Raw genomic sequence first — 16,347 nt, 5'->3', positions numbered from 1 at the left:
TTACTTTGGTGTCTATCTCAGTCACCGCCTATAACGGCCGGCGCGAGCCGCTTACCGACAGCGAAATCACCGTGGCAAGAATTGCAGCACGTACCTTGTAATTTCTTTCTTGCATAGCTCATCTCCCGCTGGTCGACCGGGCAGATGCCCTCACGTGGCGGGCTTATCGCCAGCCTGCATATCGCTGTTGCGATAAGCAGCTTAGTTAAGCAAAGAGGATGCCCTATCGAGAAGCCATTCCGGACGGGCAGAACGCGCCAGCCTATTGCGACGCCGAGTCTTTAGTGCCACCCAGCCTCCCTTAGGGGTGCAGTCGCCCGCGGCAACCCATTCTCAACCGGCTATCCGCCTGCGACGATGAGGGCGGACGTGTCAACGCTCTTCACGCCTTTCACTTTCTCAGCGATGTCCTTCACATGATCGACGGCGTCCTGGTTCGACAGAGCTCCCTTCAGAACCACCACGCCATGAATCGTCTCCACGCTCACATCGAAACCCCTGCTGACGCTGTCCGCAAGGATCCCTGACTTTACCTTGGTTGTAATCCAGCTATCCGATGCGGCCCGCTCTGTCTTTGTGACGGCCTCGTGCGTCCGGGCCGATGCCTTGCTGCTCGCGGGTGTTTTCAGGTTGTTGTCGACGCTCTTGACGCCATCGACTGACTTTGTCGCAGCCTCAGCCACGGTCTTTGCGTTTGAGTTGCTTGCCGAGCCGTCAAGCGTGACCACGCCGTTGGTGGTGGTCACGCTGATATCAGATTTTTTGAGGCTGTCACTACCCATAAGTTTAGCCTTCACCCTGGTCGTGATGACGGTATCGGTGAGCGTCGCGCTTACGCTGTCGCTGTGGGGCTGCGGGATGGTGTCATCCCCCGATGCTGCGCCAGCCGTGCCGATGCTAACCCCAGTAACCAGACCGACGGCAATCAACACGTTGAGAACCGCGGTTCTGCAAAAATAGGTACTGCTCATGATGCTTCTCCGATTTGCTTTCTGTACGACTTGATTCACGAAAAGTGACTTGCCAATGTCCAAAGGAGCCGTTATTGCGAAGATGTCCAACTACTGGCGGTTCTGAATGTGGCCTCCGTCCTGGTTCTCGCCACGCTTGTCCGGCTCTCCAGCCTTGTTTTCTCGCCCGCTCTCTTGAGGCACCGTTTGAGCGCGTTGCATCTGCGACGAGGGCTGCATTGATTGCGCCTGATGCATCGGCTGTGAGGGTGGCGTCTGCTGCACGACGTGCTCTGGTTGTCGTTGTTGCTGTTGTTGCCGCTGCTGTAGCTGTTGTTGATTCGGCTGCGAATGCAGTTCCTGAGTCGACGATCGTTGCATAGGCGCTTGCTGCTGAGGCCCGGCGCGCGAGCTGCCCGGGTTGTCCTGCTGTTGATAATCCTGCCGCGTTACGGCATCACGTGGCTGATAGCCGTAGTTCGCGGATCGAATCGCATATTGTTGTTCTCCCGTACGTGGATACCGGTCCCCTGAGTACTGTCGCTGGTAGTCTGGCGGCGGGGCTGCACGTGGGACGGCGCGCCGGTCCCATTGGTCCCATCCGCTTCGACGAGCCTCCCAGTTGCGGCCCCAGTGATCACTCCAGTGTGGCGGAGCGTTGGCACTCCAACCACGAAAATACGCAGGAGGCTCGCGGTAGTAACCCACGGGAATGCGCAGCACAAACGGTGGCACATCCATTGGCCCCACCGACTGCCACGGACCGTTGTACCAGTTGCTCGAATACCAGTTGTCCTGCTGGTACACCCAGTACAGGCCGTCGTAGAAGAAGTAATTCGAATTCGCTCGAGGCGCGTAGTACACGGGATAGCCCGGCACCGGAACGAGTTCGGGATACGACTGCATGTTGATACCAATGTTGACGCCAGGCACTTCGACGTCGACGCTGATCTGGCCGCGGACTGAGATTGCCGGGCACAACAAAATCAACAACGCAATAATCAGGTAACGCATTTTTGCCCCCGATAAAGTGTACTTTTTCAGCGCAAGTGCCGGCTACTGTGTATTGATCCCAGCCAACAATTGCGCGCAGTTTCGGCGGACGGATGCCGATAGATACAATGAGTCCCCGAAATTGCAGCCGTAAAATCTCTTGAGCGCAGAGCCCAGGACCCACGCGCGCCGCTATCGACGCGCAGCACATGTCGAAAATTTCCTCGCCACTGCGAAACCAGCACTCGACGTCACCCTGAACGGTCACCATCTTTCATTCCCACCGTGGTGTCACCCCACCCGGGGAGATATCCACGGATGATCTGACTCCGTCCGGGCGCGCCGGGCTATTTACCGATCTGGTTGCCGACCACGCCGCCTACGACCGCGCCGCCAACTGTGCCTACCGCGCTACCGCCTGTAAGCACCGCTCCCCCGACGGCGCCTATCCCGGCACCAGCAGCCGTGTCGACACCTCGCTGGGACATCCCAGAGCAACCCAAGCCTTCAATCGCGACAAAGAGCGTTAGCGTACCTATTGAAAATAAGCGAGTGCTGTTCATTTTGAAACCACCTATATACGTAAATGACGCGATCCGATGCGTCTGCCACCAAGGGCCACCGATACAGGTTTCACTCGTCCGCCAGTAGACACTTTCTTGTTACCCGAATTGCCGGTTCCCGTCGGTCCGGCAGCGTACATGTGCGGCCGGCCCCCATCCTTGAGATGTACGGTGGTAGAGGAAGCCGCTAAAAATAAATCGCAGGCGCGTCCGAATACGGTTTAGTCGAATCCCAACGCAATCAAAATCTACGGGAAAAATCGCTTTAATCTCGACAGACGGCCGGCGACATCTCTTTAAGCGCGGCAACTACATTGCCCAGACAAACGTCTGGCGCGCGTGAGCGGCATTTGAAATATTCATCGTACGATGCTCCGCTTGCCCCTTATAGCTAACGCTGACCGTGTAATGTCCACTGGGGAGAGAAACCAGCATGAACGGGCCATCCGAACTCGTCTCCAGAACAGTGTTCCCTTTGCCATCCGTGATCGTGACGGGGACATCCGAAAGATATTGATTCTGGTTGCTCGTCTTGCCGACGAACGTCAGCACCATGGGGTAGCTGTGCATGACGTCTTTGATCGCTCGTGCCTGGTCGCTCCCGATCCCCCCCGATAGATATGTCACGTCCCCTGCATGCTGTATCGCCGGAAGGTCCGTCTCCGCCGCAAAAGCGATATTCACGCCAAAAGCCACACCTAGAATCACTACCCATTGCAAGACGTTGCGCTTTTTCATGTCAGACTCCAATGAACACATCCATCCCGCGGCGCATCGGCCTGCTCATGCCTCGGGTAGTGTGATCATCGCGACATCAGATTGAACGCGCGCATTGCGCTGTGCTTCAACTTTTAACGAGTATGGTGTTCACCATTGCCGGCATTGCCTTGATGCATCGCATCCGCAGAACCCAAATCAGCTGTCTTTGAATTTTTCGCCGTAATGGCAGCAGCGGCCGTTGCAAACGATTGAAGATTGCCGTTCTGTGTGCGGCGTGTCATGGGAAGTCCACGACACTCACGTACACGGTACGCGCAACACGAACCGTAGTCGGTACGGTGCCGTACTGGTTCCGGAGCAGCATGGTCGACCTGCACCGATGCAGCCCAATTGGCAAATACACAGGTATCTATATCAATAAGTAACGGCGGGTTTTGGCAAACTGGCTGACATGCCGTGATATGGATTGATTGATTCCGCCGTTCAGGCAGCTGTGCAAATCAGTAACATTTCCGTCGAAACAGCTTCCGCAGTATGTCTTTGTGAGGTTTGCACAAATGATTCTCAAAAGAGGGAGTCGAGTAGACGCTACCGTACAGACGAAAGAATGTCGTCCGGATCAAGATGATCTCAATAACAGGAGGCCACCATGTACATCCAACTTTCACCCGAGGCCATCCAGACTCTCAAATCGCTTGACCGAATTCCAGATCCACGGGCGCAGACACTGTGTCCCGTGGCGGTGGAGCTATTGACGCTAGGGCTTGCATACGAGTCGCACAGCTATGGCGCCATCAATATGACCGCTGCGGGCCGGCTCTGGCTGAACCAGCATGCGGTGTAGCTCGCAATTGCACGCCGAACCCATTGCGCTGCCTGCAGTGGATATGCTCAAACCTGTTCCGGGTTCAGCCAATGGCGTAGTTGCCCTTGGGATGCTTGTGACTGCCATCCCACAGGGACTTACTTCGGTCGTAGTTGTCCACGATGCTGTGCGCGTCGAGTTCAGCCGGTACAGCCTTGTCGATTTCGTGCAAATCAACAGCAAAGGCGTCACGCGAGCACTTTGCCCCACTACGTGACGCCTCAAAACCTGTCGGCGCGAAAACAGCCTACGGCTGCTTCTTCAGTTGCTCCTTTGCATCGCCGTACGCGGCCCGTGTCTTGCCAACGACCTGTTCGACCTTACCCTTCACCTGGGTCGTTTCGCTCCCCGTGGCTTTGCCGACAGCTTCCTTGACCTTTCCCCTTGCTTCCTCGACGCGACCTTTCACCTGATCCTTGTTCATGACATTGCTCCTTGAAAATGACGGATGACCGAACTTCTCGACGCGTGCAGGTCACTCGTTTTCTGATGGCACGGTACGACAACGGCTGCCCGTGAACGGATCATCCAGACAGGAATTTTGCGCTCTTATATTCTGCCCAGAAGCAGCAATATGAGAACGACGACCAGCAGCACACCCAGCATCCCGCTTGGCATATAGCCCCACGAACGGCTGTGCGGCCAGGTCGGCATCGCTCCCATCAATAGGAACGCCAGCACGACTATCAATAGTATGCTCAACATGAAAGGACTCCTTTCCGACTCCGTGTTACGACGATCCCGTCGCCGCTCTCTCGTCACGTGCCTGAATCTTCAGGCCCTTCGCGAGGTATCTTCGCAAAATTAAAAGTGATACTGACCGGCTTCCGCACAACCCGGAAAAGACCCGCCCTGTAGCGTGAGGCTGGCATTGATTTGCCGCGCAGTCGGTACGGTGGTGGACATCGGGATTTCTTTTTTTTCGCCCGGGGTTCGCGACTGCCGTGTGCCGGGGTACAGGGTTCAATTGCGTGCCCCCTTGATAAAGAGCACCAGCGGCATTCCACGGGAGTGCTGCAGGGGACACGCCCGTAGTTCGGCGCTGCCCGCCCGCGCAGGAATAGTGCGCGTTTAAATCGCCTTCAGATCAGGCAACAACCGGTCGAACTCCCGTTTCACCACGCCATAGCACTCGCACACACGCTTTTCGAGTCCCGGTCGATCCAGGACCTCGATGTGGCCATGACCGTAGCGGATCAGCCCCGCGTCCTGGAGTTTCAGCGCCGCTTCCGTCACGCCGGATCTGCGCACGCCAAGCATGTTGGCGATCAGTTCCTGTGTCATCTTCAGCTCGTTTGACGGCAGGCGGTCCATGCTGAGCAACAGCCAGCGGCACAACTGCTGGTCGATCGAATGATGCCGGTTGCAAACGGCGGTCTGGGCCATCTGGGTGATCAATGCCTGGGTATAGCGCAGCAATAACCGCTGAACCGGGCCGGCGCGATGAAATTCCTCTTTCAGGATGCGCGCATCGAGTCGATACGCCTGGCCTTCGCTTTGCACGACTGCACGGTTTGGCGTTGTTTCACCGCCCATGAAGAGCGCAATACCGATGATCCCTTCGTTCCCCACAATTGCGATCTCGGCGGACGCGCCGTCCTCCATCACATAGAGCAGCGATACGATGGACGTTGTCGGAAAATAGACATGATCAAGGCGATCGCCAGACTCGTACACGACCAGGCCCAGTGGCATTTCAACCGATACGAGATGCGGCGCCACGCGCGCCCGCTCTGCTTCCGGTAGAACCGAAAGCAGGTGATTCTCTCTGGAATGTTGCTCGTTTTCCATGCCCCGCTCCCCGACATTCTCCAGAAAGTGCACCGTTTTCGCAGAATTGTTCTTAACAGTATCAGGCATCAGCGGCAGTTGCATGAATGCGCCAGACGAATCGGCGAGGATGTCGAACCTGACTAAACCGCGTTTAAATTATAGTTCGCGTGCGCCTGGTGGTACGTTGCGGCGCGCTGCGACGCGCCACCGGCCATGCCTTAACGGGTCTGCGCGGACAGGTCTGTCAACTGCGAGAAATGTGTCGTCCGCTGGCTGGCTCAGCAGCAGACTGAATGTGTGGCTGAATAGCCCGCCGTCACGCCGGCTCACCAGCCATGCGCCGTTCCAGCACGATCGGCAGCCGGAGCGTGAATTCGCTGCCCGTATCGGGGCCGGCACTGGTCGCCGACACCGTTCCGCCATGCGATTCGGCGACCGCTTTCACCACGGCAAGACCGACCCCCAAACCACCGGCACTCGCCGCAATCGTTCTGCTGGATTGAGCGAAGAGCTCGAAGATATGTGGCAGGAGCGCCGCCGATATGCCCAGACCATTATCCTTGACGGACACCACAAGGTCCTTCCCGTCTGCGAGCACGTTCACGGTGATGCAACCTTTCTCCGGCGTGTATTTCACTGCGTTATGCAGGAGGTTGTTGACGGCCTGTGCAAGACGCACAGGATCGCCTTCAATGCGTAGTGCCCTGTCGGCAATCTGCACGGTGAGCGTCTGGCCGCGTTGGGCTGCCGCCAGTGCGGCTGCGGTGAGAGGGGCGGCGAGAACCGCAACGACTTCGATGGGGGTCTTGCTCACACGGAGCGCGCCGCGATCGATCCGCGTTGCATCCATCAGGTCCTCAGCAAGCCGGCTAATCTGTGTGATCTGCCGGTCGAGCATGTCGATCGACCGTAACACTTCCGGACGATCCGCCGACGCCCTGCGAATGAGGTGGATGGCAAGTTGCATCGGCGTCAACGGTCCACGAAGCTCGTGCGCCACCATTGCAAGAATTTCGTCCTTGCGTCGTAGCGCGTCGAAACGATGGGCGGCCGGCGGAGAATGACTGGAAAAAGCGATCGACGCCCCTTGCAGCGGGCGTTCCATCATTTTATCTGTCAGGTCCGCGTGGTGCGTGTCGGGCGTGCCAACAGACCACCGGAAAGATACTGGACGAGCTGACATGTTGATCCCCATATCGCGCCCTTCGGGTCGCGATGCGCCAATACCCGGTGGTTCGCCAATGCCTGCATCGCGAGAGCGACCCGAAGATCACTGGTACGCGCAGGTTGAAATAGCACGGTCTCACGGAGGATATGGTAAGTCTGCTCGGTGACGTTCAGATCAGTAAAAACAACCGCATCGAGCCCATCATGGGGGATGGGCGGGCCCGCGTCGGCGTCCCGACTGCCTGCAGCGATGGATCACCGAACCTGCCGCCGTTTCTGGCACCTATTTTCCGGCGACCCGCTCACCGGCCTGCTTCCAGGAACAGGCCACATGATTGATTCGGGGCCGCACCTCAGTGGTTGCGGTAGGGGCTGGACTGCAGGTCATCGGCCTGCCACCGTACAGACATCTTCCGACGGACGTGAGACGCTGGCGCAGGATAGAACCGGATGCCCCCCATCATGACCAAGGTCGCTCTCAACACGCTAACCGTGCTCACTGCAATAGGCGCTGGGCTCATTCCGGTGATGTGCTGCGCCTACCCTCTCGATGCGCAACTCGACTGCAAATCGAACGCGCATGCATTCATCGCCCCGCTATTGAACGCTCAATATATCGATCCGAAACCGATGCGTGTCGAAGTGAACTCGGTCAACGCATTTCGACCGACGCACGACAGCAACCTGACGGCTTTCGGGTTCCGTGTCTACGCCGTTCTCGGGTATGAGCGCGACGACACAATATTCAAACAGGGAAGTGGCCAGCCCATTACGCCGTCAGCATATGGCGCTGTAGTCCTTGGCCCCGCCGAGGCAGTAGAAGCCCGCGCACGCGAGGCTGGCAGCGACGCTGTCGTTCGCCAAGTCGTCCCCCTCCTGCTCACGGCCATCTTCTGCAGCGAGCACTGACGCACTACCCGCGCGTAGGAACACCCGCCGACGCTGCGTTCTGCCACGAGCGGCCGTAATGGCCGAAGCTCAGACGCTCGCGCCGATGCACTGATCGGCAACATTGGGCTCGCCGCAAATGTTCGTTTCAGGGGGGCTAATTGTCCGCAGCGGCCAGCATGCAACTGTCATTAACGTCGACATCGACCCGCACTAACAAGTCTATTGGTTCGATCCTCTCCCATCCGGCGTCTAACCAATGTATCCGTCAATACCCAATATATTAAATATGTAGTCCTTTGGTTTTAACAACTGCTGCTGAAGGCAGTCCGACGACGCGATGAGGGCTGGCATCGCCCAACTTGGTCCGCGGATTTCTAACTCAGAACACAGTCCACGCGTCGACCAGCAGGCAACGCCTACGCCGCAACCACGCAGTTGTGGCCTTCATGTTTCGCGCGATAGGGCCGTTTGTCGGCGAATTTGCACAAACCGATGAGGCTATATATTGCGGCTGCTCGCTCCCCACCCGAATCGGAACCCAGGAGCATATGTTCCGTCGCCCGATTGCGCACGCCCTCACGCCTCGTCATCCATTCTTTGGCGTTTCTCTCCTGCTTCGGCCTGACATCACTTCGCGATTGACCCTCCAGACTTGCAACGGCTTTGCGGGCCTCATTGGTCGCTCTCTGGGCGTCAGCGCTGCGCTTGGCGCGGCTCCCAGCCTGTCGACGGCCTGCGTCCACTACCGTACAAACTGATTTGACGGGTTGCGATATGATGTTTTCGAGGGCTCGCTGCAAGCCTTCGCAACGAGCCGCTAAGGTCGCCGCCAGTTTCCGCCGACCGATCGAAAAATCCAGGGAGGCGAGATGCTCAGGTTGGCGCTGTGGGCTATATTGGCCGTGCCGGTTTTTCTGGTTGGCCAGCTTGTCGTATTAGCCCTGCTTCTCATCGTCGTAACTCTGAACTGCCTCGATAGACTCACTGCACCGCACGCTAAGCGGATGTCGGGCGCCGCCGCGAAGGAGTGACGCCGCGAGAGACTGGTGCGCCAACTTGTGCCACGGGCAATATGCCGCGGTCGTCTATTGCGGGGGGGATTGAGGTGGCGCTTAAGTCTGGCCGATGAACGCGCCCACAATCGTACAGGCAGATTTGGTGCCCTCCCAGTATGATTGTTTTCAGGCCGACAGCGGCTCTCGAGACGTGCGTTCAGGCCGCATCAACCCCTTGATGAGCGACCTTTTTTGTACAGCAAGGCAGTACGAAAATGAACCCTTTCGGTCGCGCTCGCTGGCTAGGACCGGCTCTGCCTCTCGGCGATGCGCGTCACTAAAGCGACGACCAATCAGTGACGAGCCTTCGTCCCCAGGTTGGCACCGGCTGGAAAAAGTGGATGCCAGCGCCAAAAAGGCCAGCGCGCTGTCGTGAATGATCGGCACCGCGCCATGAATGCCAGAGACAGGCGTTCCATTTCCGCAATCAATACACCTGGCACGGTCGATGCTGCTGCTCTGCAAGCGGCGGAATCGACGTTCGAAACCTCGCAACTGTTTGCGGCAGTCGATTCGCTTGACGTATTGCGCGCCCCTCGTTGCCCTCCAGTTTGATGGGGAACATTACCCGCGCCGTTTCGTATGTGTGAAACCGCACGCCTGCCTTCAACTTTCTCTGCGCGCCGAGCCTGGATAGCTCATATGCTGACCAGATGGCCCGGCCACTGATATTTTCAATCCGCTCAGCCTGACGAGAACGTCCATGAAAAAGATACTTGCTCCCCGGATGTCAGCGGTCGCGCTACTTGCCGCCGCTGGCATCGCCTTGATACCAGCCCTCACACAAGCCGAGGATGGCGCCCGCATTGCCGGGCAGATTTGCTCCGGCTGCCACGGCGTACACGGGCGCAGCGAATCGCCGATGTTTCCGAAGCTCAACGCCCAGACACCTGAATACATCGAAGCCCAGCTCAAGGGTTTCCACGAACACGCGCGTGGCGAAACCGCTGCCCGCGATTACATGTGGGGCATGGCCGCACTGCTGGACGAGGCAGCCGTCAAATCGCTGGCGGATTACTACTCGCATCAGGCCGCAACCCGGGGCGCGGCGGGCGACCCCACCTTGATGGCCAAGGGCCAGGAAATCTTCGAACACGGCGTGCCGGACAAGGGCGTGCCGGCCTGCGCTTCATGCCACGGCGCGCAGGCCCAGGGGGTCGGTACGTTTCCGCGCCTCGCAGGGCAGCATCAGGAGTATCTGCTGCGTCAGATCCAGGTCTTCCAGAACGGTACCCGCGCCAACGCGCCCGTGATGACCGCCGTCGCGCATACGTTGAGCGCCGACCAGGCCAAGGCGGTTGCGGCCTTTCTGCAATCCAGATAAGCAGTTGCCAATTTATGCGGTCGACGGGCGCTGACCCCATGCGCCACCCTGCCCGCACAGCCGTTGATCTCCACCAAAGCAGTGGCGCGGCGCGCTTTGATGTCGAGCGGCGGATGACTAGCATTAAGGTACCGGCGCGGCTTCCTTCTCATGCCGCTGGTGTGAAGCGGCAAATCGATTCGCCAATGCTTTTCATATTCTGCTTCGGAGTTTGATATGCAGTCTCTGGGACCGCGCTCTGCCATAACCGTCATCCTTCATGAACACGAGCAGATGTCGACCGTGGTAGAGGGCATGCGGCGCTTTGTGGGCCTGCTGGCAGCAGGTACGCCGGCTCCGGGCCTCATGGTGCTTCGGGCGATGCTTTACTACATCCGCGAGTACCCTCAGCAGGTGCACCATCCCAAAGAGGATCGTTACCTGTTCACGCCGCTGCGGGATCGGACTGATGAATTTGACCACGTCCTTACGGAACTGGAGTCCCAGCACGCTCGAGGTGACGTGAGGTTGAGGGATATCGAGCACGCGCTGACCCGGTATGAATTGAAGGGCGCTCCCGCACTTCGGGAGTTGCGAGCCTTGGTGGATGCGTATGCCGAGTTCTATGCAGACCACCGGTGCATGGAAGAGACGTTGATCTTGCCGGCCGCCAGACGTCTGCTGACAAACGAAGACTGGGCGGAAGTCGACGCCGCTTTTGGAGCAAATCGCGATCCGTTCGACGGGGTAAAACTTGAAGACGATCTCGGCAAATTATTCTCGATGATCGTCAAAACGATCCCTGAGACGGAAAGTTAGCAGTTCGGTTGCGCGTCGCGATGGGCGGCCGGTCACGTGATACAAATGCGGATCAGCGGGATCCGTGGGCGCGTAATTGAACAAAGAGTTCTTTTGAGCACCAAACGCCGACGCGGGAGGGGATATGCGTGGATGAGCCGGGATCACGATTTCGAACATCCGGTCGCGAATTTCCTCGCAGGCCTCGGCTGTTCGCTAGTCGTCATCGGTTTCGACCTGGCTTTGCAGTACTCGCTGTAGCGCGAGTTCTGCGGGGTCGGCCAGGTCCGCTTTCAGCAACGCCGACTGTCTCGTTATGGTCGACCAGAGGCTGTCGTGCCTGCCCGAATTGAATAGCCGCGCGGGTGTCTGGCTCCCGCATCACACATCAGCTGATCAGAACTTGTACTCCGGATTCTTTGGATCGAATACCGAGTCGTCGAAATGTTTCGGCGTCACCTCCGTGAACGAAAACTTCTCCAAGAGTTCCTTGTCGTTGTCCCACGCTTCGCTCGTGCGAAAAAAAGGTTGCCGCAAGTCGAGGCCGAGCCGCTCCTTCTTTGCATAGAAGTCGGGCCGCCCGGTAGGTGTTTCCCACGTGAACGCCACTACGCGCGCACCATGATCGTTCAGCACCTCGATCTTCGAGGGCTTCTCGACGGCTGCCGCGCGATACTTCTTCAGCTCAGCCAGAAACAGATCCGTGAAATAGTCTATGCCCAGTTCACGCACGGTATGGTTCGACTGCGCCTTGACGCGAGCGCCATCGATTGGTACCCACAACGACACGAGGTTGAGGATCCCACCCGGATGCGCGTAAAGCTGGTCTGGATCCTTCTTCTCGTCATAAATCATTTCCTGCCCGGCATTCCTGCCGTCAGCCAGCCACTTGACATAGACTTGCCGTGGCTCCTGACGATAGCGGACCAGCATGTGAGCCGGCTTCGTCTGCCACTTGCCTTTCACGCGTTGTTGGCTGAACGTCTGGAACTCGCACTCCCGGTAGCGCGTGATGCCCGTCTGCACGTAGCGAGGCACAGTGTCGGGCGCGAGCGCTTGAAAGAGTTCGATCAGTTGCGCGTCGTCCAATCTCTCGAGCTCACCGCTTTGCGCGGCGCGGCTTAGCCAGGCGACCTGGCGCTCGACAGGCAGACTCGCCACCTGCGCGATCGCGACGGGTGACTGATCTGCCGGCGCTGGATGGCTCGCCGGTGTCGGCGCGTCCTCAGCATGCCCCGGCGCGACAATCATTGCAGCCGATATGAGCGCTAGAAATGCGAGCCTCGCGAACCCTGCGGCGCGGGAATTGATTGACGTCTTGGCGACACCCAGCATGTGGCACCCCGGTTTCGTCGATTTTTCGTTAAGACAGCGAGGCAGGCACGATCTGCAGCCTTCTGACATGAGCCTTGAACGCGTCGCGCGTTTCGCGATCGGCTGTCGATCAAGTGCGACGTCTCGGCGATTTCGACGTGCTCAGGGAAGTCATCGGCGACCTTGCTCCTTATGTCCGGTGGCAACGATCGAACGATAGTGACCAGAAAAGCCTCCTCAGCGTGAATCATCCCAGTATGGAACGGGTATCGAAGCGAAGGTCCTGTGGATCACAGGTGCGATCTCCGGGTCGGCCAACCACATGATCTTTTGCGCATCCGCCAGCGCCCTGCGCACAAGCGTCACGCGGCTAGTAACGAAGTCAACGCGAACTCCATCAATGGCGTTGATGGACATCGCTGGTTCCGTCGTGAGTCTCGAGGAATCCTGGCACGATCAATTCATGGGTTGACTCGCTTAGGGCGCGGATTCAGCCGCGCGTCGCACGGTCGGATCAATTGTGCATCTCCCGCACGTACGCTCGCCCCTTCTCTGTGATCAGACACCCACCGTGTGGGGCCGCCGAAATCAGGTCGCGCTTTTCCAGTTCGGTCTGGATGTCCCATTCAACCATGAGAGGTTGGTCGCTCGCCGCGCGTTGGCTGAGTTCCAGAAGCGTTTCTTGCGCTTTGGTGCTGAGCTCTTGTGCCATGGTCGTCTCCTTCCAGATCTTCAAGGAATTCTAGTATGAAGCAACGTCCGATTCTTTCGTCGACGCAGCGGCGCGCACTCGCAGCGGTAAGCCTTCACAGTCGCCCCCGAAATGCTCGGCTAACCATTGGTCCCGCGTCGGTCTTGCGACGTTGCGGCGCAACCCTGTTTCCTCCCATCACCAAAGCTGCCCACGTCCCGCTGTTCATTTAACCTCGACCGAAACAAAACTGCGCGCGTGGTTGCGCTGGATCAGCACGGCTACCTGTTTCCCTGCCTTGGCTTCCAGCGCGGTCACATCCGCCTGCGTTTCGACCAGCGTGTCATTGAGCGACAGGACGATATCGCCAGGCTGGATGCCGGCTTTTGCCGCCGGCCCGTCGACTTTGTCCACCATTAGACCAACGGCCAGGTCGCTTGCGTGGCTTGCACCTGCGATCGCACCTTGGCCGCCATGTTGATCGGGATGGCAAAGGCCAGGCTGGGGTACCTGCCTGAGTCCGCATAAACCTGCACGTCAATGCCGACCACCTCGCCAGCGCGGTTGAACAGCGGGCCACCCGAGTTGTCGGGGTTGACGGAGACGTCGGTCTGGAAAAAGGGAGAATTACTGCCATCCGGCAGCGTGCGGGAAGTGGCGCTGACTATGCCGGCTGTGACGGTATTCTGGAAGCGGTCGGGCGAGCCGATCGCCAGGACCTGTTCGCCGACGCGCACTCGCGACGAGTCGCCAAGTTTGACCGTCGGAAGCTTCGTGGCGTCGATCTGAATCACCGCGACGTCGCTCTGGGCGTCGACAGTCAGCACCTTTGCCTTGAACTCGCGCCGGTCGGTCAGCCTGACCGAAACTTCGTCGGCTTGATCCACCACGTGAGCCGTAGTCAGAATGAGGCCATCGGGGCTAACGATGAATCCGGAGCCCGCACCCGATCTCGCGCCTGGCGGGTTGCCTTGAGACTCCTGCGGTTGCTGCGGCGCGCGCTTGAAGAACGCAAAAAAGGGATCGTCAGGATCGAGCGCCACGAAGGCTGGCGCAGACGTTTGTTGCTCCTGGGCCGTCGTGCTGATATTTACGACGGCGGGCCCGTATCGCTCTACGATAGTGGGGAAGTCGACCGGCCCGGCAGCGTTAGCCGGCGAAACCCGCTTCTCCTTCGCAAGCAGCGGAGCCGCGCCCGCGGCAGTCGGCGTTGACTTCAGGCACGGATAACCAACGAGAAATACAGCTATCACGGCAGCGCGGAACAAGGTGCGGGCAAAAGTCTGGCGGAACACAGCGCACCTCCGGGGCGGTCGTTATGCCGGGGCCGGGCGCGTGAAGCGCCGGTGGCTAACAAGCACTGTGGATAAATTATTTCGCGCGTAGCAACCGGCGACTGTGACACAGCGCACCGATGAAATCGAAAACGAAAACGAAAACGAAAAAATCAGCAACGGCCAACGCATTGACAGCGGCCATGCGACCCACCATGCGATCCACGTTCCGGATTTACGGACGCGGATGGTGAGGAATCGAGTCAATAGACCTGTTCAGGCGGGTCGATGTCGACGTTAATCGCGGCGTAGAGCCCCCGCTTTGGCGCGGCCTCCGCGCCCGAGGGCTGGGTATGTTGACGTGCGCCCTCGAACATCGCGTTCGAGGCGGCTACTCCCCAATGAGCGGGTGCGATTTTATCGCGCTGGGTGTTACAGAAGCAAGTCGCCAGAAGAAAGCGGTGGCGGCGCTCCCATTGATTCAGGTGTCTGACGTTCGCGGCTCGGACGATGACACTGGAGATTCGCGCTGCAGCTTGGCCTGTCGCCGCGCCCGGTCGTTAATCACCTGGTGGCGCCGGTGGTCGGTCATCTTCTTCCAAGCCCGAATTTCATCGAGCGTACGAAAGCACCCGACGCACAATTTGCTCTTGCCATCGAAGGCACACACATCGATGCACGGTGACTTGACCGCCATGACTCAGGCCGCCGCGTGTGAAGGTTGCACTTCAACGGTGACATGCGACAGCCCCTTGAAGCGCTCGAGCACTGCGTGATAGAAGCGCGAGTCTCGCTGGGATTCACTGGTCGCCACCGACACCACGGCACTCATGTGACCTGGGCCCACGCGCCATACGTGCAGGTCGACAACCTTGTCGCCACGGTCCTCGATAGCATGGCGTACGTTCTCCGCCATGCGCCGGTCGGGACTCATGTCGAGCAGGATTGCGCCCGTGTCACGCATCAACCCATACGACCAGTTCGCAATCACCAGCGCACCGATGACACCCGCGAGAGGGTCCATCCAGAGCCAGCCAAATGTGCGCGCCAGTAAGAGACCGATGATAGCCAGCACGGAGACCGCCGCGTCCGCCATCACATGAATGTACGCGGACCGGATGTTATGGTCCCGGGTCGCTGTCTCATGCACGTCGTGGCCGTGCTCATGTTCTTCGAATTCGACTTCGTGCTCGCCGTCCGGAATCCGCACGATGACCTTGAAAGCATGCGGCTCGGGAATGTCTTCCTTCGATTCCAGATAGCCACCACGATCCGCCAGCGCGAATACCTGTTGCGCCCCATCGGGTCGCACCGTCGTCACGGACACCGCGGAAGCGTCCAGTCGTGAACCCTCCGCCGCCGGCGTAATGCGGAAAACGGGCGGCACGCCATCCTCGAAGACGGAAACGGCAAACACACCGGACGGCGCGAAAATCTTCTGCACCTCGTCTTCGTGAGCATGGTCCTCGTGACCATGACCATGACCGTGGCCGTGACTATGACCGTGGCTGTGCCCATGGTCGCCGCCGCTCAGCAGCCACACGCTTGCCAGGTTAACCAGCAGGCCGACCACCGCGATAGGAATCGCTTCACCGAAGTGAATGGGTACCGGCGACAGGAAACGCGACACCGCTTCATAGCCAATCAGCAGCGCAATCATTGCGAGCACGATGGCGCTCGTAAAGCCCGCGAGGTCGCCGAGCTTGCCGGTACCGAACACGAAGCGGGAGTCGGTGGCGTGCTTGCGCGCGTAGGTGTACGCGAGTGCCGCGATCAGCATCGCGCCCGCATGCGTCGACATATGCAAACCGTCGGCGACAAGCGCAAGCGAGCCGAACATACTGCCGCCGACGATTTCAACCAGCATCATCGCGCTGCACAGCGCAATTACAGCCCACGTCTTGCGCTCATTCTTTTCATGACCGGCACCCAGAAAGATGTGGTCATGTCCTGCGCCAAATGCGGCGTTATTGAAATCACTCATTTTTGA

At 58.8% G+C, this 16,347-nt stretch carries 18 protein-coding genes and 1 pseudogene; 4 read left to right on the top strand and 15 right to left on the bottom strand.

Going from position 1 to position 16,347, the window contains the following annotated elements; translation table 11 throughout:
* Window positions 1–341: 341 nt before the first annotated feature.
* The 5 genes from M0D64_RS18955 to M0D64_RS18935 form a co-directional block, all read right to left on the bottom strand.
* Window positions 342–971: a BON domain-containing protein gene (locus tag M0D64_RS18955; protein WP_154565959.1), complete on the bottom strand. Its 630-nt coding sequence runs from the start codon at window positions 969–971 to the stop codon at window positions 342–344.
* A gap of 90 nt (window positions 972–1,061) precedes the next feature.
* Complete coding sequence (locus M0D64_RS18950) at window positions 1,062–1,964, bottom strand: hypothetical protein (RefSeq protein ID WP_266258844.1); 903 nt, start codon at window positions 1,962–1,964, stop codon at window positions 1,062–1,064.
* A gap of 326 nt (window positions 1,965–2,290) precedes the next feature.
* The gene (locus tag M0D64_RS18945) at window positions 2,291–2,506 is read right to left on the bottom strand and encodes a glycine zipper 2TM domain-containing protein (protein WP_154565957.1); all 216 of its coding nucleotides are present in this window, start codon (window positions 2,504–2,506) and stop codon (window positions 2,291–2,293) included.
* Window positions 2,507–2,815: 309 nt separating this feature from the next.
* Window positions 2,816–3,244, bottom strand: coding sequence for a carboxypeptidase-like regulatory domain-containing protein (locus M0D64_RS18940; protein ID WP_154565956.1), 429 nt, complete (start codon window positions 3,242–3,244; stop codon window positions 2,816–2,818).
* A 113-nt stretch (window positions 3,245–3,357) separates the two neighbouring features.
* The gene (locus tag M0D64_RS18935; protein ID WP_266258843.1) at window positions 3,358–3,507 is read right to left on the bottom strand and encodes a hypothetical protein; all 150 of its coding nucleotides are present in this window, start codon (window positions 3,505–3,507) and stop codon (window positions 3,358–3,360) included.
* A gap of 368 nt (window positions 3,508–3,875) precedes the next feature.
* On the opposite strand from M0D64_RS18935, the gene M0D64_RS18930 reads away from it, so the two are divergent.
* A complete protein-coding gene (locus M0D64_RS18930) occupies window positions 3,876–4,070 on the top strand; it encodes a hypothetical protein (protein WP_266258841.1) in 195 nt (64 codons plus the stop codon).
* Between the two features lie 268 nt (window positions 4,071–4,338).
* Here the strand turns inward: M0D64_RS18930 and M0D64_RS18925 are convergent, their stop codons facing one another.
* The 4 genes from M0D64_RS18925 to M0D64_RS18910 all read right to left on the bottom strand — a co-directional run bounded on the left by M0D64_RS18925 (window position 4,339) and on the right by M0D64_RS18910 (window position 6,969).
* Entirely contained in the window at window positions 4,339–4,515 is a 177-nt protein-coding gene (locus M0D64_RS18925) for a CsbD family protein (RefSeq protein WP_154565953.1), read from the bottom strand.
* Window positions 4,516–4,640: 125 nt separating this feature from the next.
* Window positions 4,641–4,796 (bottom strand): DUF3309 family protein, encoded by a 156-nt coding sequence (locus M0D64_RS18920; RefSeq protein ID WP_154565952.1) that lies wholly within the window; start codon window positions 4,794–4,796, stop codon window positions 4,641–4,643.
* Between the two features lie 366 nt (window positions 4,797–5,162).
* A complete protein-coding gene (locus tag M0D64_RS18915) occupies window positions 5,163–5,882 on the bottom strand; it encodes a Crp/Fnr family transcriptional regulator (RefSeq protein ID WP_266258855.1) in 720 nt (239 codons plus the stop codon).
* 298 nt (window positions 5,883–6,180) lie between these two features.
* Window positions 6,181–6,969, bottom strand: a complete 789-nt coding sequence (locus tag M0D64_RS18910) for a sensor histidine kinase KdpD (RefSeq protein ID WP_266258840.1) — start codon at window positions 6,967–6,969, stop codon at window positions 6,181–6,183.
* 524 nt (window positions 6,970–7,493) lie between these two features.
* Between M0D64_RS18910 and M0D64_RS18905 the strand changes: the two genes are divergently transcribed.
* The 3 genes from M0D64_RS18905 (at window position 7,494) to M0D64_RS18895 (ending at window position 11,099) form a co-directional block, all read left to right on the top strand.
* A complete protein-coding gene (locus M0D64_RS18905) occupies window positions 7,494–7,940 on the top strand; it encodes a hypothetical protein (protein WP_266258854.1) in 447 nt (148 codons plus the stop codon).
* Window positions 7,941–9,680: 1,740 nt separating this feature from the next.
* A complete protein-coding gene (locus M0D64_RS18900) occupies window positions 9,681–10,301 on the top strand; it encodes a c-type cytochrome (protein WP_171928712.1) in 621 nt (206 codons plus the stop codon).
* A gap of 216 nt (window positions 10,302–10,517) precedes the next feature.
* Entirely contained in the window at window positions 10,518–11,099 is a 582-nt protein-coding gene (locus M0D64_RS18895) for a hemerythrin domain-containing protein (protein WP_171928711.1), read from the top strand.
* Window positions 11,100–11,474: 375 nt separating this feature from the next.
* Here the strand turns inward: M0D64_RS18895 and M0D64_RS18890 are convergent, their stop codons facing one another.
* From M0D64_RS18890 to dmeF, 6 genes and pseudogenes are all read right to left on the bottom strand, one after another.
* Window positions 11,475–12,413: a DUF1571 domain-containing protein gene (locus tag M0D64_RS18890; protein WP_266258839.1), complete on the bottom strand. Its 939-nt coding sequence runs from the start codon at window positions 12,411–12,413 to the stop codon at window positions 11,475–11,477.
* Between the two features lie 216 nt (window positions 12,414–12,629).
* Entirely contained in the window at window positions 12,630–12,809 is a 180-nt protein-coding gene (locus M0D64_RS18885) for a hypothetical protein (RefSeq protein WP_266258838.1), read from the bottom strand.
* A gap of 97 nt (window positions 12,810–12,906) precedes the next feature.
* Window positions 12,907–13,104 carry a hypothetical protein gene (locus tag M0D64_RS18880; protein WP_266258837.1) on the bottom strand — a complete coding sequence of 66 codons (198 nt, stop codon included), beginning with the start codon at window positions 13,102–13,104 and terminating at the stop codon, window positions 12,907–12,909.
* Between the two features lie 204 nt (window positions 13,105–13,308).
* Window positions 13,309–14,378, bottom strand: a pseudogene (locus M0D64_RS18875) (trypsin-like peptidase domain-containing protein).
* A 460-nt stretch (window positions 14,379–14,838) separates the two neighbouring features.
* A complete protein-coding gene (locus M0D64_RS18870; RefSeq protein WP_266258836.1) occupies window positions 14,839–15,054 on the bottom strand; it encodes a DUF1289 domain-containing protein in 216 nt (71 codons plus the stop codon).
* A 3-nt stretch (window positions 15,055–15,057) separates the two neighbouring features.
* Window positions 15,058–16,341 carry a CDF family Co(II)/Ni(II) efflux transporter DmeF gene (gene dmeF / locus M0D64_RS18865; RefSeq protein WP_266258835.1) on the bottom strand — a complete coding sequence of 428 codons (1,284 nt, stop codon included), beginning with the start codon at window positions 16,339–16,341 and terminating at the stop codon, window positions 15,058–15,060.
* Window positions 16,342–16,347 lie beyond the last annotated feature (6 nt).

The organism is Paraburkholderia sp. WS6 (assembly GCF_030464835.1).
Taxonomy (GTDB): Bacteria; Pseudomonadota; Gammaproteobacteria; order Burkholderiales; family Burkholderiaceae; genus Paraburkholderia; species Paraburkholderia madseniana.
This window is presented reverse-complemented; position numbering and strand designations above follow the sequence as displayed.

Bases quoted from the DNA above. Each gene is read 5' to 3' on its own strand.
- M0D64_RS18955 (WP_154565959.1), bottom strand. From the start codon at position 971: ATGAGCAGTACCTATTTTTGCAGAACCGCGGTTCTCAACGTGTTGATT.
- M0D64_RS18950 (WP_266258844.1), bottom strand. From the start codon at position 1,964: ATGCGTTACCTGATTATTGCGTTGTTGATTTTGTTGTGCCCGGCAATC.
- M0D64_RS18945 (WP_154565957.1), bottom strand. From the start codon at position 2,506: ATGAACAGCACTCGCTTATTTTCAATAGGTACGCTAACGCTCTTTGTC.
- M0D64_RS18940 (WP_154565956.1), bottom strand. From the start codon at position 3,244: ATGAAAAAGCGCAACGTCTTGCAATGGGTAGTGATTCTAGGTGTGGCT.
- M0D64_RS18935 (WP_266258843.1), bottom strand. From the start codon at position 3,507: ATGACACGCCGCACACAGAACGGCAATCTTCAATCGTTTGCAACGGCC.
- M0D64_RS18930 (WP_266258841.1), top strand. From the start codon at position 3,876: ATGTACATCCAACTTTCACCCGAGGCCATCCAGACTCTCAAATCGCTT.
- M0D64_RS18925 (WP_154565953.1), bottom strand. From the start codon at position 4,515: ATGAACAAGGATCAGGTGAAAGGTCGCGTCGAGGAAGCAAGGGGAAAG.
- M0D64_RS18920 (WP_154565952.1), bottom strand. From the start codon at position 4,796: ATGTTGAGCATACTATTGATAGTCGTGCTGGCGTTCCTATTGATGGGA.
- M0D64_RS18915 (WP_266258855.1), bottom strand. From the start codon at position 5,882: ATGGAAAACGAGCAACATTCCAGAGAGAATCACCTGCTTTCGGTTCTA.
- M0D64_RS18910 (WP_266258840.1), bottom strand. From the start codon at position 6,969: ATGGAACGCCCGCTGCAAGGGGCGTCGATCGCTTTTTCCAGTCATTCT.
- M0D64_RS18905 (WP_266258854.1), top strand. From the start codon at position 7,494: ATGACCAAGGTCGCTCTCAACACGCTAACCGTGCTCACTGCAATAGGC.
- M0D64_RS18900 (WP_171928712.1), top strand. From the start codon at position 9,681: ATGAAAAAGATACTTGCTCCCCGGATGTCAGCGGTCGCGCTACTTGCC.
- M0D64_RS18895 (WP_171928711.1), top strand. From the start codon at position 10,518: ATGCAGTCTCTGGGACCGCGCTCTGCCATAACCGTCATCCTTCATGAA.
- M0D64_RS18890 (WP_266258839.1), bottom strand. From the start codon at position 12,413: ATGCTGGGTGTCGCCAAGACGTCAATCAATTCCCGCGCCGCAGGGTTC.
- M0D64_RS18885 (WP_266258838.1), bottom strand. From the start codon at position 12,809: ATGTCCATCAACGCCATTGATGGAGTTCGCGTTGACTTCGTTACTAGC.
- M0D64_RS18880 (WP_266258837.1), bottom strand. From the start codon at position 13,104: ATGGCACAAGAGCTCAGCACCAAAGCGCAAGAAACGCTTCTGGAACTC.
- M0D64_RS18870 (WP_266258836.1), bottom strand. From the start codon at position 15,054: ATGGCGGTCAAGTCACCGTGCATCGATGTGTGTGCCTTCGATGGCAAG.
- dmeF (WP_266258835.1), bottom strand. From the start codon at position 16,341: ATGAGTGATTTCAATAACGCCGCATTTGGCGCAGGACATGACCACATC.